The following is a 17,521-nucleotide window of genomic DNA, read 5'->3' as shown; positions in this document are numbered from 1 at the left end:
TTTAAAAAAGAACTCCTTTAGTTTCTAATTATTAAGTTATACAAACACTGTAATCCGAGTTTTCCAGAAAGGGTGTCATTCTAGACTGACATCTAATCTTTCCATAAATGCTGTATTTCAACATAAAACAACTATACTCATCAACTTGTGCCCAATCATAATTCCTAGGTTCCAGTGTTAGCTACTTGTTTTTTGGATTTCTATACTATTGCTGATTGAAGATTATTGAAATTTTTGTGCACATTAAGGAACGCAAGCGTTTATGAGTCAGAGGACAAGTCATATAACATTTACTCGGTCTTAATACTTTGAATTTATATTTGAGTAAACGATAAACAGTAATTGGTATGAGTGATCTATTTAAAAGTGACAATTATGATAAAAATCTCAATTCTTTGATAAGAGTCATAAAGCTGAAGGATACAAAAAAAATTAATGAACAATATGATGAAACACTGAAAGATTTATCTCAAGCTCTGAAGAATTTTACAAACAACGCAAAAGATGTAGCCAAATTTGTTATATATAGCGACTTGAATAATTATGTAGAACCTTTGAGCACAAAGCCACTCGGTTTTATTGGAACATTAAAAGGGATATTAGATAGAGTCTTGGGAAAAGATATTCCAACTAATGATAATGACATAAAAAATTTTGTTGGTGATGAATTATCAGGTTTCACTATAGAAAAAGCAGCCGAATACACAAATATTTTAAGTACAATTAATCTATTCAAGAAAGGACTTAAAGAAATTTTAGATTCGAAACAGAGTGGAAAAGGCAATAAAGCACATAAATCATACGAAGTAAGCACGGAAAATAAAACGACATCAAAGCAGAAGGAAGATACTCCTAAGCTGCAAGGAGGAAAACAGCCGGTAGGAAAATTAGTTATGAAGAGAATAAAACGGCCAACAACAGCACCTCCGCCACCTCCTACTGCCTCAAAAAAGGTACACTTTAAACCAGAAATAGAGAATGTATCTCCTGAAGATTCAGGCTATGAAAGTTCATTAAGTGAAGAGTCTGGACATGAGGAAATATCAAATTATCAAGAGAAAAGTAGTAAATCTTCAACAAAAGATTCGGAAGACTCAAAGTTAGCTAAAAAGGAGCCAACTCACAAAACGAAACCTAAGAAAAATGCAGGAACAAGAAGAGGATATAAAAAGAGACAGGCTCCAGAGCCACCAGCGCTAAACGCTACCAATCAAGAAATTAGGCAAGAAACTAAAGAAGATAAATCTGAAATACTGTCAAATCCTAAAAGGCTAGATATTGTTGATCAACAAGTGAGCACGAAACCAATAATAGTAGAAGTGACTTCGCAAAAATCAGCTGAAAGTAAACCAATCCTGAAAAAATCTGCTGATAAAGCAGCATCAGAAGTAAAAGCGGTTATTATAAAAGAAAAAGTAAATAGCAAGAAGGACGGTAGAGTAAAGTCAATAGTAGGAAAATTTGAGCAAAATCAAGTTGCTAAGAGCAAAGCCACCCCTGCAACACAAGCAGATATCGGTATGAAGAAAGATCCTGCACCATCGCAAGAGGGAATGTTCAAAAAAGTGTGTCAAAGCGAATTTTTAGTTCAACTCAATTTTTAACCTATCAGGAAAAAAGATATCAAGTTGAGATATAGTTAGAGCCCAATTAGGCAAAGCCATAGCCCATTTTTGCTCTATCTTTTTTATAGCACAATATACCAATTTGTACAAGGCATTTGTACTGGTAAATGAACCTTTGGTTTTAGTAAATTTTCTGATTTGTCTGTGCAACCCCTCAATTGGATTGGTGGTATAAATTAGCCTTCTAACAGGGCCAGAATACTTAAAATAACTAGACAAATTTTCCCAATTGTTTTGCCACGATTTTATGACTAAAGGATATTTTTCACCCCATTTTTCCTCCAGTTCAAGTAAATAATTTTCGGCGATTTCTCTACTTGTAGCACGGTATATTTTTTTCAAATCATTCATAAAAACTTTTATATCTTTGCTGGATACGTATTTTAGTGAATTTCTTATTTGGTGCACAATGCATAACTGTACCTCAGCATTGGGAAATACGCTATTTATAGCTGTAGGGAAGCTTTTCAGACCGTCAACACAAGCTATCAAAATGTCTTCTACTCCTCTCTCTTTTAAGTCATTTAATACGCCTAGCCAGAAGTTAGCTCCCTCACTTTCTGCTAAGTAAAAACCCAGTACTTCTTTTCTGCCATTTTGGTCTATTCCTAATATATTGTACATGCATTTACTTATGCAATGTCCATTCTCTTTGACCTTAAAAAACATCCCATCCATAAATACTATCGGGTATACTGATTGTAGGGGACGACTCCTCCATTCATTGATTATAGGCAGTAATTTATCTGTAATTCCAGATATCTCTGCTGCAGATATTTTATGGTCATAGATTTCTTCCACATAGGATGCTATATCCCTGTATCCCACACCGCTTGCAAACATGTTCAAGACCTTTGTTTCAAGTTCTGGATGTAAGCTTGTTTGCCTTTTTTTCACTATCTGTGGTTCGAAACTTCCCTCTCTATCTCTTGGTGTCAATAGTTCAAATACTCGTCTTCAAAGTTTTGCCATTCTTTCCGTTTCTTCGATTCTTTTCTTCTCTTTCATTGGATAAATGATGCTCTATTTCACCTTCTAGACTTGCTTCCAGCAGCCTTTTTACAAATGGTGTTAATGCTCCATCTCTCCCCATCAATGGTTTACCTTCCCTTATTGATGACAGTATATTTGCTTCCAGCTCTTTGTAATCTACCAGGCCAGTCGTTCCATTTTCTATTTTGTAACTCATATATCAAACCTCTATTTTTTGTTTCTATTTTATTTTTATTTCTCGGTTTGACACACTTTTTTGAACATTCCCTGAATTGTGTAATAGGTCTTTTATTGTTTTATAACACATACAACGGGAGTATGATCAGATGGGTTTTCTAGTTTACGCAACCTATCATCTATGTAACATATTTCCAATTTATCTGCAGCTTGTGGCGATAATAGCATATGATCTATTCGCATTCCTTGATTGTTTCTGAGTGAATTGCCTTGATAATTCCACCAAGTGAATTGTTGTAAGTTGAGGTGAGATATTCTAAATGCATCTTTAAAACCAAGATTCAAGATCGCTCTTAATTTCTCACGCTCTTTTATATGAAAGCACACTTGGCCATTTAATAAATTTGAATCAAAAACATCAATTTCATCCAGTGCAACATTATAATCGCCAGCTATAATAGTTAACTCTTCATTTTTCAACAAAGTGCCCATCCTTTTATATAGGTTATCAAAAAACTTGAGTTTATACTCAAAAGTATGAGAGTCTGGGCTTTGACCGTTTGGAACGTATACACTTCCTACCCTTACCTTATTATTGGTGTGTTTTATCACACACTCTATATAACGTGCTTCTTGATGACTCTCTACAATATCAATTTTAAACTTCTCCAGTATTGGATATTTAGATAAAACACAAACACCATTTCTTGCAACCTGTCCATAGACAGCATATTCATATCCTAATTCTTCTATCTCTGCATAAGGAAATTGCTCTTCTGTACATTTTATCTCTTGCAGCAAAACTATATCTATCTGACTATCAACTATAAAACTACAAAGTTGGTTAATTCTTTTACGTATGGAGTTTACATTCCAAGTTGCAATCTTTAGCATCAACAATCCTTATTAATTATATCAATTAAACTCTCCCCTGTAGGCAACCTCGATGTTATAATTTTTTTCCACTTGATTAACTTTAAACTATCAGCAATGTTTTTACTCATGGTATATGCAACTGTATTATTCATCACAGGAGATAGCCCACTTTTTAGAACTAATGAACAAAATACCCTTGCAGTTTGTGAGGAAAAAAAAGCAACGCTATCAATTTTACCGTCCAATAGTAAATTTTTACACCTATTAGTTAGACTCCTTTTAGTAATTGTTTTATAGAGTACAACTTCTCTTACGTTAAAACCTTCTTCAGATAATCTTTTTTTTAGGTCACATGATACTTCTTGTCCCCTTATATATAAGAACTTTATTGCATTTGAATAATGAGATTTTATGAATGATATCAGACCATCAACGTTGCTGTCTGCTGAGATTATATCGGAAAATCCCAAATTTTTTGCAGCCTGCATAGTTGAATTACCAACTGTAATAATCGAAAAGTTATCCTCTTTGCATATTTGACTGAAAGCCTTTACACTGTTTTTACTTGTAGATATCACAACATCAAATTCGTGCGCGGATATATCAGGATTTAAGTACTTTATTGTGAATACTGGCTCTATAAAAACTTTGTATCCATATTTTTTTAGCGTGCTTCTTGTGCTCAACGAATCTAATAAAGGCCTTGTCAATAAAATAGACTTCATTCTGGTTTATTTCGCTAGCAGTAAAATGATATCCCTTATACACAAATTATTGAATAAAAATTTTATTTTTCAAGTTTCTTGCATAACCTAGAAAAAAAGGCAAGAGAAACTCCATAATTGGCCCAGTGCTAGAAAACTGATCTTAAATAAGCGAATGTTTTTGATCAAATGAAAAAAAGATGTTACTCAGTGAGTAACATCTTTTTTAAGAAGATAGATAGTTTTGTTTACTCTCTATATCTTCATTTTTGGAGCTTGATGCTCTACATCGACTTCAGCAGTTACTGTTGAAGAAGGTCCCACCAATTTGTCCAAAGAACCTGTCTTTCTTAAGTCAGCTTGGGTTTTTAACTTGCCATTTTTCTCAGTGAACATACCATGTTGCGGAGAAGAACTTGGTGAATTGAACCCACTATCAGAACTACGACGGTAACTGGCAAAGCTAGAAGTTGTAGCAGTACTGTCAGTGCTTAAAGAACCCATTGAATTGCTTCTTGGCGGTTTCTCCGGAGCAACATAAAAAAGGCTATTTCCTATCTCCGCAGATTGTATCTGATCCAACTCAGAATCTTGATATCTTATATAAGTAGCTTCCTCTGGCTTTTTGCCACCTTTTAGTGATGGTAACAACTTGCTCCAAAATGAAGTAGGTTCTTTTACTTCCTTATGCTCATTAGGATTTAATAATTCTGCTTTGCTGCTAACAGTACTTATAGAACTCGTTGAACTACTACCTGATAAGCTATTTTCCAGTGAATTCATAGAACTTGCTTTATGCCTTTTTGCTGACTTATTAAGCCTTTCTAAAGTATTAAAACGAGTATGCTCTTCCTTGTATTCTTTAATAACTTCCTTAATCTCATCATGATGTTCAGAAAAAATTTCATATAGGCTGCTATTATCTTTAGCTAACAAATGTTGCAACTTCTTAGCATCTAATTTATTGATAAAATCTATTTGCTGCTTCAATCGGTTGATCAACTGGTCCTTTTTGGCACTGTGTTGACCATCAACAGAATAAGCTTTCTCTAATATTTTTTCCCCCAGCTTAGAAAATATTTTCCTAGTTAAAGCAGAGCTATTCACACCTTTGTCTTCAAAAACTTCCTTGACAAACATTTCCTTTACACTATTAAAACTTCTCGTTTTTTCTTTTGTTTTCAAAATAACAGTTTGATCTTCATTATCTATTGAATATGCGATGCCATCTAAACTAGACATGCTTGCACCACTATCACTCATCTTCCTTCCAAGGTTTTGAATGTTATCCCCCATTTTTCTTAATGTAGAGCTAGCTCTCTCTTGTGTTGCCTGTTTTACAGAACTTGCAGTTTCTTTTACCGAATTCTTGGCATATACAGCACCATCTTTGATTTTTCCGCCAATATGCTTCGCTCCTTCAACTGTTTTTTCTGCTGACCATTTGAGCCCTTTATATCCAGATTGAACTGCTTTTACAGCAACTTTCGCAGCGAAAAATAGAGTAAGACCAACTATAGCACTTGGTATAGCAAGTGTTGCACCAACTGCCAAAAATGGTAACACTGCTGCAAATAATCCACTTGCTGTACCTACTACAAGGGCCTTATCTCCTTGCTTCATCTTGGAGAATTCTGTATCTCCTTTTAACAGATCCATAATTCTGTCTTTTAGCTTCTTGGGATCGTGAATGATATCTGAATTTAATGAAGAATCTTGAATCATTTTAAGATCATCTTGCTTAGTTTCAACAAAATTTGAAGAGTTTTTTTCACTAGGTGACATTTTAAACCTCACTATTAATTAAACATACTAATATTGTATATATCTGATTCTTAAGTTAGGGTTAATTCATCTAACAATGTCCACTTACTCTCAAATGATTTTGCTTGATGTGTTTTTTTGAAAGCACAGAAAATTAGTGATTGTTGCGGTATGATGTTTCGTTTGGATTAGCTATAGTTGAAGCAAAAACTCATCATTTTGAAGGGGTGGATTTTTTAGGAATCTCAGCAGGGGTTGATTTTGGATCTGATAATTCTGTATTTACCTTAGTTAGCTCTAATGGAGTTTCCTGCTCTTCTGGTTTATCATTCGGAATTGGAATAGACCAATCCATAATGTTTTGTGGTATGTTTGTTCGAGCTTCTTCTTCCTTGGTCTTTTTTTGATCTGTTGAAGATGATGCATCAATACCTGCATTTGTACCTTGGTCTTGTGTTTTAGGAACTGTAGTTTCGTGATTACTTGCCTCGATTCCTCTACTTTCATATTCAGCTTCAGTTGAAGTAGCTACTTTCGCATTTACTTCACTGAACTCATCCGCAAGTGATCTTCCGGGTTCAAGTTGTCGAATTTTCCTCTCTAAATCTTCATTTTTTCTTTGTAGTTCATTGAATTCTTGAGACAATTGTTTCATCTTTTTAGCCAATGTATTGTTTTTCCCTTTTTCTTCCGTCAATTCTTCTACCAACTGCTTTTCGTGATTATCTTGTGAACCTTCTACCAATATTTTCTTGAGATCATTTTCAAAATTTGTATTCTTTTTTTCTAGTGTACTTAACTTAGCTTCACTTTGCTTAAATTTTTCCTGTAGTTCCTCATTTATTCTATTTGTTAACTGAATCTCACTTTCTTTATCGTTCAATTGATTAGTTAAATCTATTATTTCAACATTTTTATTTTTTTGACTTTGTTCTAGTACGGTTACTTTTTGTGCTAATTGCTCTATGTCTTTATCCTTTTCAGCTAACTCTTTTTCCTTTCTTTTCAATTCATCTTTAAGTCTTGTGACTTCTTTTTCCAGATCTTGCTTTCCCTCGATTAATTGACTTGCTTCTGCTTCACCTTCTTCTGTTATCTTCGTATTACGGCTTTTTAACTCCGCGTTTTCCTTCTTGAGATATGTGTTTTCTTCCTCTAACTCATTTCCTTCTTGTTTGTTCTCTTCTTCATCACTAAACGTATCACTCTCAAATATTTCATCTTCACCATTAAATTCACTACTAATAGACAAAGAACTTCTGCGTGAAGAAGGTGTATTAAGAGAAGAATATCCACTGCTACTTGGTGTAGCTGACTGTGGTGAATCTTTTGTAAATGTTTCCTCTGCTGGTGTTTGCTGCTCGTTCACACTTTTGACCATGTCAGTGAAAGTTTGATATAGAGTTTTGCCATTGATAAAAACTTCTTTATTCTGCTCAACTAATTTTAATACCTCTTCTGGGTCAGTTATTTCTCCAAATTTTGGTTCATCAATCACTCTTTTTATGCCCTTAGAATTTACTTCTACAGTCATGCTACAATCTATGCTATTGCCTTTAGAATCCTTAGCTTGCCAGTTAATGGTCATCTCACATGAGCTTGAACCAGTAAAATCATAGTGCCTTTCGCTGCCTTTTTTGGTTGCAGTTATTTGACTATCTTTCCCTAAAGATAGGTTATAAACCTTGCCTTCGTCACTGGCTCTTAAAAGGGTGCTAATCTCTATTGGTTTTTCTTTATTTTCAAATCTAATTTTAAATTCATTATCTTGTGTTGTATATACTAAGAAATTTTCACTTGGTAGAGATTCTGCGAATTTTTTATGTGTTGCATTTATTGATTGCTCAAACTTTTGAAACTCCTCTTTCCACTTTGAACTTACCTGTTCTTTAATGTTCTCATCTTTGTGTAAAGGACCAATAAAGTACCATATTAAATTTTCTTCTTCTAGTTTTCTGATAAAATCCTGAAAATTTTTGCAAGATTTAATGAAACTTAAAATATCATTTTTCTTTTGCTCATCTACATCTAAACCTTGATTTTCAGCTATAAATAAGTTTTCTTTTAGCATAATTTCTATTTTTAGAGAACTATATTATAATATTAGCATATTTTCTTAAAAAATCAACTAATCTTATAGTTAAATAAACTTGAGTATTTGGCGGGAATGTTATATATTAACCACTCCAAGAAGTGCAGTATGGACAATACTATTATAAGAAAATACGATATTAGAGGTGTGGTAGGCAGAGACCTGCAAATCAGTGATGGGTATGAAATAGGTAGAAAATTCGGTCAAACTGCAGCTAACGTTTGTGTAGGCTATGACAGCAGGATAGATTCACCAAGCATAGAAAAAGAATTAATCAGAGGCTTGATTTTATCCGGTGCGAATGTTATACGCGTTGGGCTCTGTTCTTCACCTATGCTCTACGCTGCAACAATGCAGGCAGATCTTGGGATTATGATCACTGCTTCTCATAATCCCAGAGAATATAACGGCTTTAAATTTTTCAGTAGTAAAAAAGTTTACTCAGATCAAGAAATGAAGGAAATTATAGGCAATACAATTAAAAACAGCACGAAAATTGGAAGCTTAATTAACACGAATATATATAGTGAGTACGTTAACATATTAAAAAATGCGCTCAAGAATAACGCTACACAAAAACTAAAAATAGCTTGGGATTTTGGCAATAGCCCAACAATTGTAAGGTATATTGAAAAGATTTTACCAGATCATATACACATCGTAACCAATAGCTTTATAGATGGAACGTTTCCACTGCATGACCCAGATCCCATAGAAGAGAAAAATCTTGCTCAGTTAATAGATATTGTCAAGAAAGATAAATGTGATCTTGGTATTGCACTTGATGGTGATGGTGATAGGGTACGCTTGATTGATAATAAAGGTAATGTTGTTTCCAATGATCACTTGTTTATGATTTTTTCACGTGAAGTATTGGCGGAACACCCAAAAAGCAAGGTTATTGCCAACGTAAAAATGAGTATGAAAGTGCATGATTTCGTTAGCAAATTAGGAGGGCAAATAATTACCTGTGCCACTGGACACTCACTAGTTAAGAAAAAGATGGTAGAAGAAGGGGCCAAGTTTGCCGGTGAACTGAGTGGACATTTTTTCTTTTCTGAGCTAGGTTTTGATGATGGACTATATTCTGCTATTAAAGCCATTGACATTTTACTTAAGAAAAACCAAAGCCTATCTGAGATGATTAAAGATTTACCAAAGTTATATATCACTCATGAAGTGAAAATTGTAGTGAAGGATGAGAAAAAATTTCAAATAATTGAATCAATAAAGGAGACACTAAAGCAGCAAAACATTGTATTTTCAGAGCTTGATGGAATTAAGGTAACTGATGATAAAGGTTGGTGGCTTCTTAGAGTATCAAATACGCAAAACTGCATAACAGCAAGATGTGAAGGAAATACATTAGAAGATTTTGAATTCACTAAAAAAGTTTTGTTGTATTACATTGATGAACTAAAATTATACATTTAAATTTTTTTGATGATTTACTTATTCGGGGAATGTTCAAAAAAGTGTGTCAAACCGAGAAATAAAAATAAAATAGAAACAAAAAATAGAGGTTTGATATATGAGTTACAAAATAGAAAATGGAACGACTGGCCTGGTAGATTACAAAGAGCTGGAAGCAAATATACTGTCATCAATAAGGGAAGGTAAACCATTGATGGGGAGAGATGGAGCATTAACACCATTTGTAAAAAGGCTGCTGGAAGCAAGTCTAGAAGGTGAAATAGAGCATCATTTATCCAATGAAAGAGAAGAAAAGAATCGAAGAAACGGAAAGAATGGCAAAACTTTGAAGACGAGTATTTGAACTATTGACACCAAGAGATAGAGAGGGAAGTTTCGAACCACAGATAGTGAAAAAAAGGCAAACAAGCTTACATCCAGAACTTGAAACAAAGGTCTTGAACATGTTTGCAAGCGGTGTGGGATACAGGGATATAGCATCCTATGTGGAAGAAATCTATGACCATAAAATATCTGCAGCAGAGATATCTGGAATTACAGATAAATTACTGCCTATAATCAATGAATGGAGGAGTCGTCCCCTACAATCAGTATACCCGATAGTATTTATGGATGGGATGTTTTTTAAGGTCAAAGAGAATGGACATTGCATAAGTAAATGCATGTACAATATATTAGGAATAGACCAAAATGGCAGAAAAGAAGTACTGGGTTTTTACTTAGCAGAAAGTGAGGGAGCTAACTTCTGGCTAGGCGTATTAAATGACTTAAAAGAGAGAGGAGTAGAAGACATTTTGATAGCTTGTGTTGACGGTCTGAAAAGCTTCCCTACAGCTATAAATAGCGTATTTCCCAATGCTGAGGTACAGTTATGCATTGTGCACCAAATAAGAAATTCACTAAAATACGTATCCAGCAAAGATATAAAAGTTTTTATGAATGATTTGAAAAAAATATACCGTGCTACAAGTAGAGAAATCGCCGAAAATTATTTACTTGAACTGGAGGAAAAATGGGGTGAAAAATATCCTTTAGTCATAAAATCGTGGCAAAACAATTGGGAAAATTTGTCTAGTTATTTTAAGTATTCTGGCCCTGTTAGAAGGCTAATTTATACCACCAATCCAATTGAGGGGTTGCACAGACAAATCAGAAAATTTACTAAAACCAAAGGTTCATTTACCAGTACAAATGCCTTGTACAAATTGGTATATTGTGCTATAAAAAAGATAGAGCAAAAATGGGCTATGGCTTTGCCTAATTGGGCTCTAACTATATCTCAACTTGATATCTTTTTTCCTGATAGGTTAAAAATTGAGTTGAACTAAAAATTCGCTTTGACACACTTTTTTGAACATTCCCATTGTATTTTAACATTACTTTTATACTTATAAGTTTCTAGGCACTGGATTTGTTGTAGACTTACTATTTACTCTATCACTTTACCCTCTTATTTTACCACTCTCCTGCCTATATATTTTTATATGAGGATTTTTGCAAAAGTTTCGCATTTTTTGTAACATGATTTTCAGTATGTGTAACCTAAATGCAAATTGATCACGAAACTAGTGTAATTATTGAGGCCATAGAGAAATTTGGTGGTGAGGCAAGACTTGTTGGTGGATGTGTTAGAGATTCAATTTTACAGCGTGACATTCACGACATCGATCTTGCTACTAATCTGCTGCCTAATCAAGCAGTTAAAGCGTTAAAACTCCGTAATATAAAAACTATTCCAACTGGCTTAAAACATGGAACTATTACTGCGATTTTAAATAAAAGATCCTTTGAGATTACAACGCTAAGGCATGATGTAAAGTGTGACGGTAGACATGCGAAGGTAGAATTTACTAATGATTGGCAAGCTGATGCTTCAAGGCGCGACTTTACGTTTAATGCTCTTTATGCAGACAAGCATGGCCATATATACGACTACTTTGGTGGCATTCAGGACTTAAAAACACGAAAGTTAAACTTTATAGGTAACGCTGAAGATAGGATTAAGGAAGACTATCTACGTATTTTAAGAGCGTTTCGTTTTCACGCTAAAATATGCATAGGAGATTTAAGTGATGAAATATTGGATGTGTGCAAAAAGCATTCGCACATGATTCAAAACCTCTCTGGAGAGAGAATAAGAGAAGAAATATTTAAACTCTTGGAATGCAATGATCCTGCTCCAACACTTAAGAGCATGCAAAAATCTGATGTTTTACAAAAAATTATTCCAAAAGAAGTAAAATGCGAAATTTTATCTTCACCACTTCTTATCAACACTAAACCTCCTACAAAACCCTCAGCGTATGTCCATACGCCTTTCCTAGATCCCACAATCGATGCACTAACAAAATTAGCGTTGCTTATTAGGACTGCTGAAGATAGAGTTAGTCTTGGAGAAGAAGTGAGCAAGTTTTTACGTCTTTCAAATAAGCAAAAGAAAAAAATATTATTTTTATTATCAAACAATATCAAAACAGAGCTTTCAGAAAAAGAGCAAAAGAAATACATATCTTTATTTGGTAAGGAATTATATTGTGACTTAATGAAGATTTGTGGTATTGAGTCTGGGGCAAATGTTGATGAGTATATTTCATTCGCTCATATATTCAATGTTCCAAAATTTCCTTTATCTGGGGATGATTTAATAATCATAGGTCACCAACCAGGAAAAAGTTTAGGTAGAAACTTAGAATTGCTACGACAACACTGGGAAGACAGCTCCTACACTTTAACAAAGGAGGAGCTGATACTTTATGCTAAGAGCCTACTCTAGTTACTCTCTGAATGTTTGATGAAGTAGTGTGACGCATGGAAGAGTTAGGTGTTAATTCGTATTCTTTTTTAGCTTTATCTGTTAATTGATACTCGTTTACTCTTCCTTGAGTCTGATTACACATTCCCTGATCTGGGGATAAAAATTTATCTCTTATACTTGATGCCAGTTGTAATCCCTGAATCTTATATGAAAAACATTTCATTTCAGCTTTTATTAACTCCTTCACAATAAATTCTTTGACTGAGTCATTATTGCTATCATTTCTGTTAGCCAAAAAATCTGTGAAAGAATTTAGTATTGATTTACTATCTTCTTCATTTAAATACAACTCTTTTGCGCACTTTTGAACAGAAGATACCTTTATGACAGAATTTTTTTTAATCTCTTGTTCAAAAACTCGTGTAACAACTTGTTTAACCCGATCTTCTATGATCTCCCTTGCCAAGTTTTTCAAATTACTTTCTAATAATTCAAGTAACTTATTGCTTTCAAATTTACCATCACTTTGATTTGATAGAGATTTTATAGTTTCACCAAGCACGTTATGGCAAAAGTGTTTTCCTTTAAATTCAGGAAAACCTTTTTTCAACTCTTTATTTTTATCAGATAAAAAGTTATCGAGGCTCTTATCTCTAAAAATCTTGTTAGGAAGATTCTGCAATTTTGAAAGAGTTGATTTGGTAGTTGATTTTGTAACAGACGCTGTATCTAGCGCTTTAGCTTTTGCTTGTTCTTTAGTTTTTTCATCAATCCCTTCTAATTTTGTATCAACATTATTTGACTTTTCTTTTAACTCTTGTGGTCCATCTTCAGCTATTGAACTTTCAATCTGTTGATTTTTTAATGTCAAATTTTCATTAAATGTTTTTGTACTATCCGTAATAGATAATACTGCAACACTTTTCGCTTTTTCTTGTTCTGCACTCAGATGTTCAACTTGTTCTTGCAACTTTTTATTCTTCCCTTGTGAAGATTTTAATTTTTCCTCCAAATCTGCCTTTTGTTTCTTTATTTCAACGTTACTTTCTTCTAATTTCTGTGATTTTTCCTGCAATTTGTCAACTTCACTTTCTAAGACTTTTTTCTCTTTTTCAATGGTATTTAGATTAGTCTTTTCTTTCTCTAATTGTTGTTTAAGATTCTCTACTTCAGCATCTTTGTCCTTAGCTTGTTCTTTCAATTCATTAATTTCACTTTCTAAATCTTGTTTCTTTTTTTCAATGGTATTTAGATTAGTCTTTTCTTGCACTAATTGTTGCTGAGCACTTTCCAATTTTTTTTCTAAATTTAGCATTTTTTCCTCAGCTTGTGTGAATTCTGCTTGTTTCTCCTCAAGTTGACTTTCTAATTGCTTTATTTGAGTATCAAATTCGTTTTTTAACTGACTAACTTTACTTTCTAAATCTGTGTTTTGCGCTCTTAGGCTTTCATTATCTTCCTTCACAGTTTCATTTATGTCTTTATTTTTATCAGTAAGTGAAGTAATTAAAGCGCCTTGTTTGTCTATTTTTTCCTCTTGATCAAGTATGATTTGCTGTTGTGCGTTATTTTTATTCTCCATTTCCTTTTTCTCTTGTTCTAATACTTCATTTAATTCCGTTAAACTAACTATTTTCCCATCTTTTTCTTCTACCCTTACTGAGAGCGTTTCTGTTTTATTTGCAAATTCTTTGCTGCACTCAATTAATTCTTTCTGCAAATGTAATATCTCCTCAGACTTTTCCTTGAACTGTGCTAAAAATTCTTCTCCTCTTTTTTGTGCAATTTCTACCAATTCACTATAGTTCTTTTTAAGTCCTGCAAGTTTAGACTTTAACTCTTCATTTTCTAATTCTAAGTCTTCAATCTGCTGTGCTTGTGCTGCAAAAAATTTAGCAAATATTTCTTTTTCCTCTCCTAATGATTTTACTTGTTCTTTAAGTTTAGTAATTTCTTTCTCTTTTTTAGTTAATTCCTGATTTAAATTTGACTGATTTTCCTCCTTCTTACTACCTTCTTTCAACTTTTCTTTTAATCTCTCATTTTCATCCTTCAATTCCTTTTCTCTGTTAGAATTTAAAAGATCATCAGTCTGAACCACATTATCTGCAATATTGTAATGTAGGATACTCTTTGCCCATTGATTCCACTTTTCTGGCAACATTCGTCCAATTGTTTTTAGATATAGCCAAGCAAGCACAGTGGATAAGCTGTATTTTTTTTCCTTTTGTTTAATACTAGGTTCGTAATTAACCTTATTGTTAGCATTTAGCATAAAATTACCTAATTTTTAAAGTATTGAAGTTATATATATTAATATAATTATTAAATAAATAATAATATAAATGTTAAATTGTGTGAAAATTTTTATAGATTTTAAGTAGAAATACACATGTTCGTAAGCACAGAATTTGCTTTTTCTATTGCTCTTGCTAACATTTCTTGTTCATTGTAATGATTCTTCACATTGATTACCTGAGCTGACAAATTTGCAGGGAAAGTGACTAAACTAACTTCCCATAGCTCCACTTGTTTTAACACTCGAGCTCCGCTTTCATGATCAACATCATACTCTATCGGTATATAGCCAATCGAAAGCCCGTTAATAGTTCCAGTTTTTAGCATTAAATATGCTTCCTCTGCTTTTTGAATACCAAAAAGCAAATGTGCAGTTATATATAGGCCAACATCATTTTCGCAAATATCCGTAATATTACCTATAGGCTCACTTGGGTTGTGCTGCCAAAGAAGTTTTATCTGACTTTTATTTAAGTTGTTCTTAAATGCTCCGGGTAATATCAGATCATTTTGCTTATCAACTATATTAAAAACGCTCGCATAGCCAGAAAATACTCCGTTTTCTTCTATGCTTTTTATTGATAATGGTGAATAGAGAAATTTCTTATTCATAAGTCCTCCTTGTAAATTATGGTATTGGGTTTGCCAGCGCTCTGAGCCAGCTTAAAATGTTGTATAGATTGTTTTCCTATATCTCAGGATGAGTATAAGGCACTGCAATATAATTCTATTGTATGCAGTGCTTTGAAAATGGGGAAGTACTTTTTTAGTTATAAAATTTGTCATTTTATATATATAAGGGTAGGGTTTGTTGCACATTGGGTTGTTCAACAGCAGCGTTTTCTAGATTTGTAGAAACAGCTTCGTTTGTAGGAGTAATTATTTTTCCTAGAAGGAAGCCAAATCCCAAAGAAACAGCTGCTATAAAACCATTCATTAATGACTCTGTCCATGTTTCTCCCTCGTATTCTTGATAGATTTTAGAATATATCATTGTGCCTAAGAATGCTCCAATCATTGATCCAACCAGTTTACTTGTTTCAGCTACTCTCTGTCTTCTCAACTCAACTTCTCTTAGACCTTTATTATTGGCTTCATTCAGGTTTAAATTTCTTTCCAACTCTTCTGATGTTTTCTCCTCAGCATCTTGGGATTTTGTTGATGAACTTTTCTGTAAGTTTTCTAATTCTTGTGTGTCCATCAACACCTCACTATTAAAGCTTAAGTACAAATCATACAGCACTATAATTGTTTAGTCAAGGTAAATACTAGTATATTAAGTAAATATTTACTATATTAATATGATTGCTTAAATTCACAACTAATTGTTTGGGGGAATAAAAAGATTGTGTTTTGTAGGTGATTTGCGTAGCGGAAGGTGTTACCCCAGTTTTACAACACTGGGATAACGGTAAAAGTAGCTATATGCTCTGTCCTTGAATATTTTGTTGTTCAGTGGTAGCATTTTCGGGAGTGTTAAATAAACTGTGTCAACTCGATTTTTAACCTACCAGGAAAAAAGATATCAAGTTGAGATATAGTTAGAGCCCAATCATGTATAGGCATAGTCCATTTCTCTCCTGCCTTCTTTATAGCACAATATACCTATTCATACAAGGCATTTGTGCTAGTAAATGAGCCCTTAGTTTTAGTAAATTTTCTGATCTGTCTATGTAACCCTTCAATAGGATTTGTGGTATAAATTAACTTTCTTACAGGGCCGGAATATTTAAAATAACTAGACAGATTTTCCCAATTATTCTCCCAAAACTAAAGTATATTTTTCTCCCCATTTTTCCTCTAGCTCAAGCAAATAATTCTCGGCTATTTCTCTACTTGATATGTTTTTTTCAAATCATTCATGAAAACTTTTGCTCGATACATATTTCAGTGAATTTCTTATCTGATGTACTATACATTTCTGCTTTAGGAAATACGCTATTTATAGCTGTAGGAAAGCTTTTTAACACAAGCTATCAGAATATCATCTACTCCTCTCTCCTTTAGGTCATTTAGTACTTCCAACCAGAACTTCACTTTCAGCCAAATAAAAACCCAAAACTTCTTTTCTGCCATTTTGCTAATATGTTATACATACATTTGCTTACACAATGCCCGTCCTCCTTGACCTTAAAAAACCATGAACACTATTGGATATACAGATTGCAGCGGACGACTGCGCCATTCGTTGATTACCGGTAACAATTTGTCAGTAATACTTGATATCTCTGCTGCAGATATTTTATATTTCTTCTACATGCGATGCTATATCCCATGCCACTGGCATATGTACTTAAAACCTTTGCTTCAAGTTCGGTTGTTTGCCTTTTTCTGACTACTTGTGGCTCGAAACTTCCTTCTCTATCTCTTGGTGTCAATAGTTCAAATACTTGTCCGTAAAGTCTTTGAATTTCTTCGGTTGTTTTCTTCGCTTTCAGCCGACAAATGGTTTTCTATCTCGCCTTCCCTCTAGCAGTTTTTTTATAAATGGTGTTAATGCTCCATCTCTTCCTGTCAATGGTCTTCCTTCTCGTATAGATGATAAGATATTTGTTTCTAATTCTTTATAGTCTACCAAACCGGTAGTTGTGTTTGCTTGACTCATTGTCAAACCTCCATTTTTTTATCAATTTATTACTTTACTTCTCGGTTTGACACAGTTTATTTAACACTCCCGAAAGGAACAATGGATCCCAGTTTCTGAGCACTGGGATGACAAGGTAGGAAGTACTGGGATGAAACCTTTTTGCTTCAATATTTTGCACAGTAGCCATGCAACTTAACAGATACTTTTCTCTTCATT

General features: G+C 33.6%; 10 protein-coding genes and 3 pseudogenes. 4 read left to right on the top strand and 9 right to left on the bottom strand.

The window, feature by feature from the left end; all coding sequences use genetic code 11:
- Positions 1–347: 347 nt before the first annotated feature.
- Positions 348–1,604, top strand: coding sequence for a hypothetical protein (locus ACQH21_RS02760; RefSeq protein ID WP_425384453.1), 1,257 nt, complete (start codon positions 348–350; stop codon positions 1,602–1,604).
- Here ACQH21_RS02760 and ACQH21_RS02755 read toward each other — a convergent pair.
- The 5 genes and pseudogenes from ACQH21_RS02755 to ACQH21_RS02735 form a co-directional block, all read right to left on the bottom strand.
- A pseudogene (locus ACQH21_RS02755) lies at positions 1,584–2,814 on the bottom strand (IS256 family transposase). The gene ACQH21_RS02760 and the pseudogene ACQH21_RS02755 overlap by 21 nt on opposite strands.
- Positions 2,815–2,906: 92 nt before the next feature.
- Positions 2,907–3,689 (bottom strand): exodeoxyribonuclease III, encoded by a 783-nt coding sequence (locus ACQH21_RS02750; protein WP_265041715.1) that lies wholly within the window; start codon positions 3,687–3,689, stop codon positions 2,907–2,909.
- Positions 3,689–4,396 (bottom strand): uroporphyrinogen-III synthase, encoded by a 708-nt coding sequence (locus tag ACQH21_RS02745; RefSeq protein ID WP_064085243.1) that lies wholly within the window; start codon positions 4,394–4,396, stop codon positions 3,689–3,691. Before ACQH21_RS02745 ends, ACQH21_RS02750 begins: the two co-directional genes overlap by 1 nt.
- Positions 4,397–4,630: 234 nt before the next feature.
- Positions 4,631–6,160: an actin-bundling T4SS effector WalE1 family protein gene (locus ACQH21_RS02740; RefSeq protein WP_425384452.1), complete on the bottom strand. Its 1,530-nt coding sequence runs from the start codon at positions 6,158–6,160 to the stop codon at positions 4,631–4,633.
- A 193-nt stretch (positions 6,161–6,353) separates the two neighbouring features.
- Positions 6,354–8,210: a hypothetical protein gene (locus ACQH21_RS02735; protein WP_425384451.1), complete on the bottom strand. Its 1,857-nt coding sequence runs from the start codon at positions 8,208–8,210 to the stop codon at positions 6,354–6,356.
- A 129-nt stretch (positions 8,211–8,339) separates the two neighbouring features.
- On the opposite strand from ACQH21_RS02735, the gene ACQH21_RS02730 reads away from it, so the two are divergent.
- From ACQH21_RS02730 to ACQH21_RS02720, 3 genes and pseudogenes are all read left to right on the top strand, one after another.
- Entirely contained in the window at positions 8,340–9,665 is a 1,326-nt protein-coding gene (locus ACQH21_RS02730; RefSeq protein ID WP_010407162.1) for a phosphomannomutase/phosphoglucomutase, read from the top strand.
- 97 nt (positions 9,666–9,762) lie between these two features.
- Positions 9,763–10,993: pseudogene (locus ACQH21_RS02725) on the top strand (IS256 family transposase).
- 218 nt (positions 10,994–11,211) lie between these two features.
- Positions 11,212–12,438, top strand: a complete 1,227-nt coding sequence (locus ACQH21_RS02720; protein WP_425384450.1) for a CCA tRNA nucleotidyltransferase — start codon at positions 11,212–11,214, stop codon at positions 12,436–12,438.
- Here ACQH21_RS02720 and ACQH21_RS02715 read toward each other — a convergent pair.
- From ACQH21_RS02715 to ACQH21_RS02700, 4 genes and pseudogenes are all read right to left on the bottom strand, one after another.
- Positions 12,422–14,695 carry a hypothetical protein gene (locus ACQH21_RS02715; protein ID WP_425384449.1) on the bottom strand — a complete coding sequence of 758 codons (2,274 nt, stop codon included), beginning with the start codon at positions 14,693–14,695 and terminating at the stop codon, positions 12,422–12,424. The genes ACQH21_RS02720 and ACQH21_RS02715 overlap by 17 nt on opposite strands.
- A 101-nt stretch (positions 14,696–14,796) precedes the next feature.
- Complete coding sequence (locus ACQH21_RS02710; protein ID WP_264374754.1) at positions 14,797–15,330, bottom strand: HK97 family phage prohead protease; 534 nt, start codon at positions 15,328–15,330, stop codon at positions 14,797–14,799.
- A gap of 175 nt (positions 15,331–15,505) precedes the next feature.
- Positions 15,506–15,919, bottom strand: coding sequence for a hypothetical protein (locus ACQH21_RS02705; RefSeq protein WP_265022727.1), 414 nt, complete (start codon positions 15,917–15,919; stop codon positions 15,506–15,508).
- A gap of 275 nt (positions 15,920–16,194) precedes the next feature.
- A pseudogene (locus tag ACQH21_RS02700) lies at positions 16,195–17,323 on the bottom strand (IS256 family transposase).
- Positions 17,324–17,521 lie beyond the last annotated feature (198 nt).

This window comes from Wolbachia endosymbiont (group B) of Eupithecia inturbata, from assembly GCF_964030915.1.
Taxonomy (GTDB): Bacteria; Pseudomonadota; Alphaproteobacteria; order Rickettsiales; family Anaplasmataceae; genus Wolbachia.
Note: the sequence above shows the minus strand (reverse complement) of the source record. Positions and strands in the feature narration are given on the sequence as shown.

Coding starts and splice junctions, on each gene's coding strand:
- ACQH21_RS02710 (WP_264374754.1), bottom strand. CDS start 15,330: ATGAATAAGAAATTTCTCTATTCACCATTATCAATAAAAAGCATAGAA.
- ACQH21_RS02735 (WP_425384451.1), bottom strand. CDS start 8,210: ATGCTAAAAGAAAACTTATTTATAGCTGAAAATCAAGGTTTAGATGTA.
- ACQH21_RS02745 (WP_064085243.1), bottom strand. CDS start 4,396: ATGAAGTCTATTTTATTGACAAGGCCTTTATTAGATTCGTTGAGCACA.
- ACQH21_RS02720 (WP_425384450.1), top strand. CDS start 11,212: ATGCAAATTGATCACGAAACTAGTGTAATTATTGAGGCCATAGAGAAA.
- ACQH21_RS02705 (WP_265022727.1), bottom strand. CDS start 15,919: ATGGACACACAAGAATTAGAAAACTTACAGAAAAGTTCATCAACAAAA.
- ACQH21_RS02730 (WP_010407162.1), top strand. CDS start 8,340: ATGGACAATACTATTATAAGAAAATACGATATTAGAGGTGTGGTAGGC.
- ACQH21_RS02750 (WP_265041715.1), bottom strand. CDS start 3,689: ATGCTAAAGATTGCAACTTGGAATGTAAACTCCATACGTAAAAGAATT.
- ACQH21_RS02760 (WP_425384453.1), top strand. CDS start 348: ATGAGTGATCTATTTAAAAGTGACAATTATGATAAAAATCTCAATTCT.
- ACQH21_RS02715 (WP_425384449.1), bottom strand. CDS start 14,695: ATGCTAAATGCTAACAATAAGGTTAATTACGAACCTAGTATTAAACAA.
- ACQH21_RS02740 (WP_425384452.1), bottom strand. CDS start 6,160: ATGTCACCTAGTGAAAAAAACTCTTCAAATTTTGTTGAAACTAAGCAA.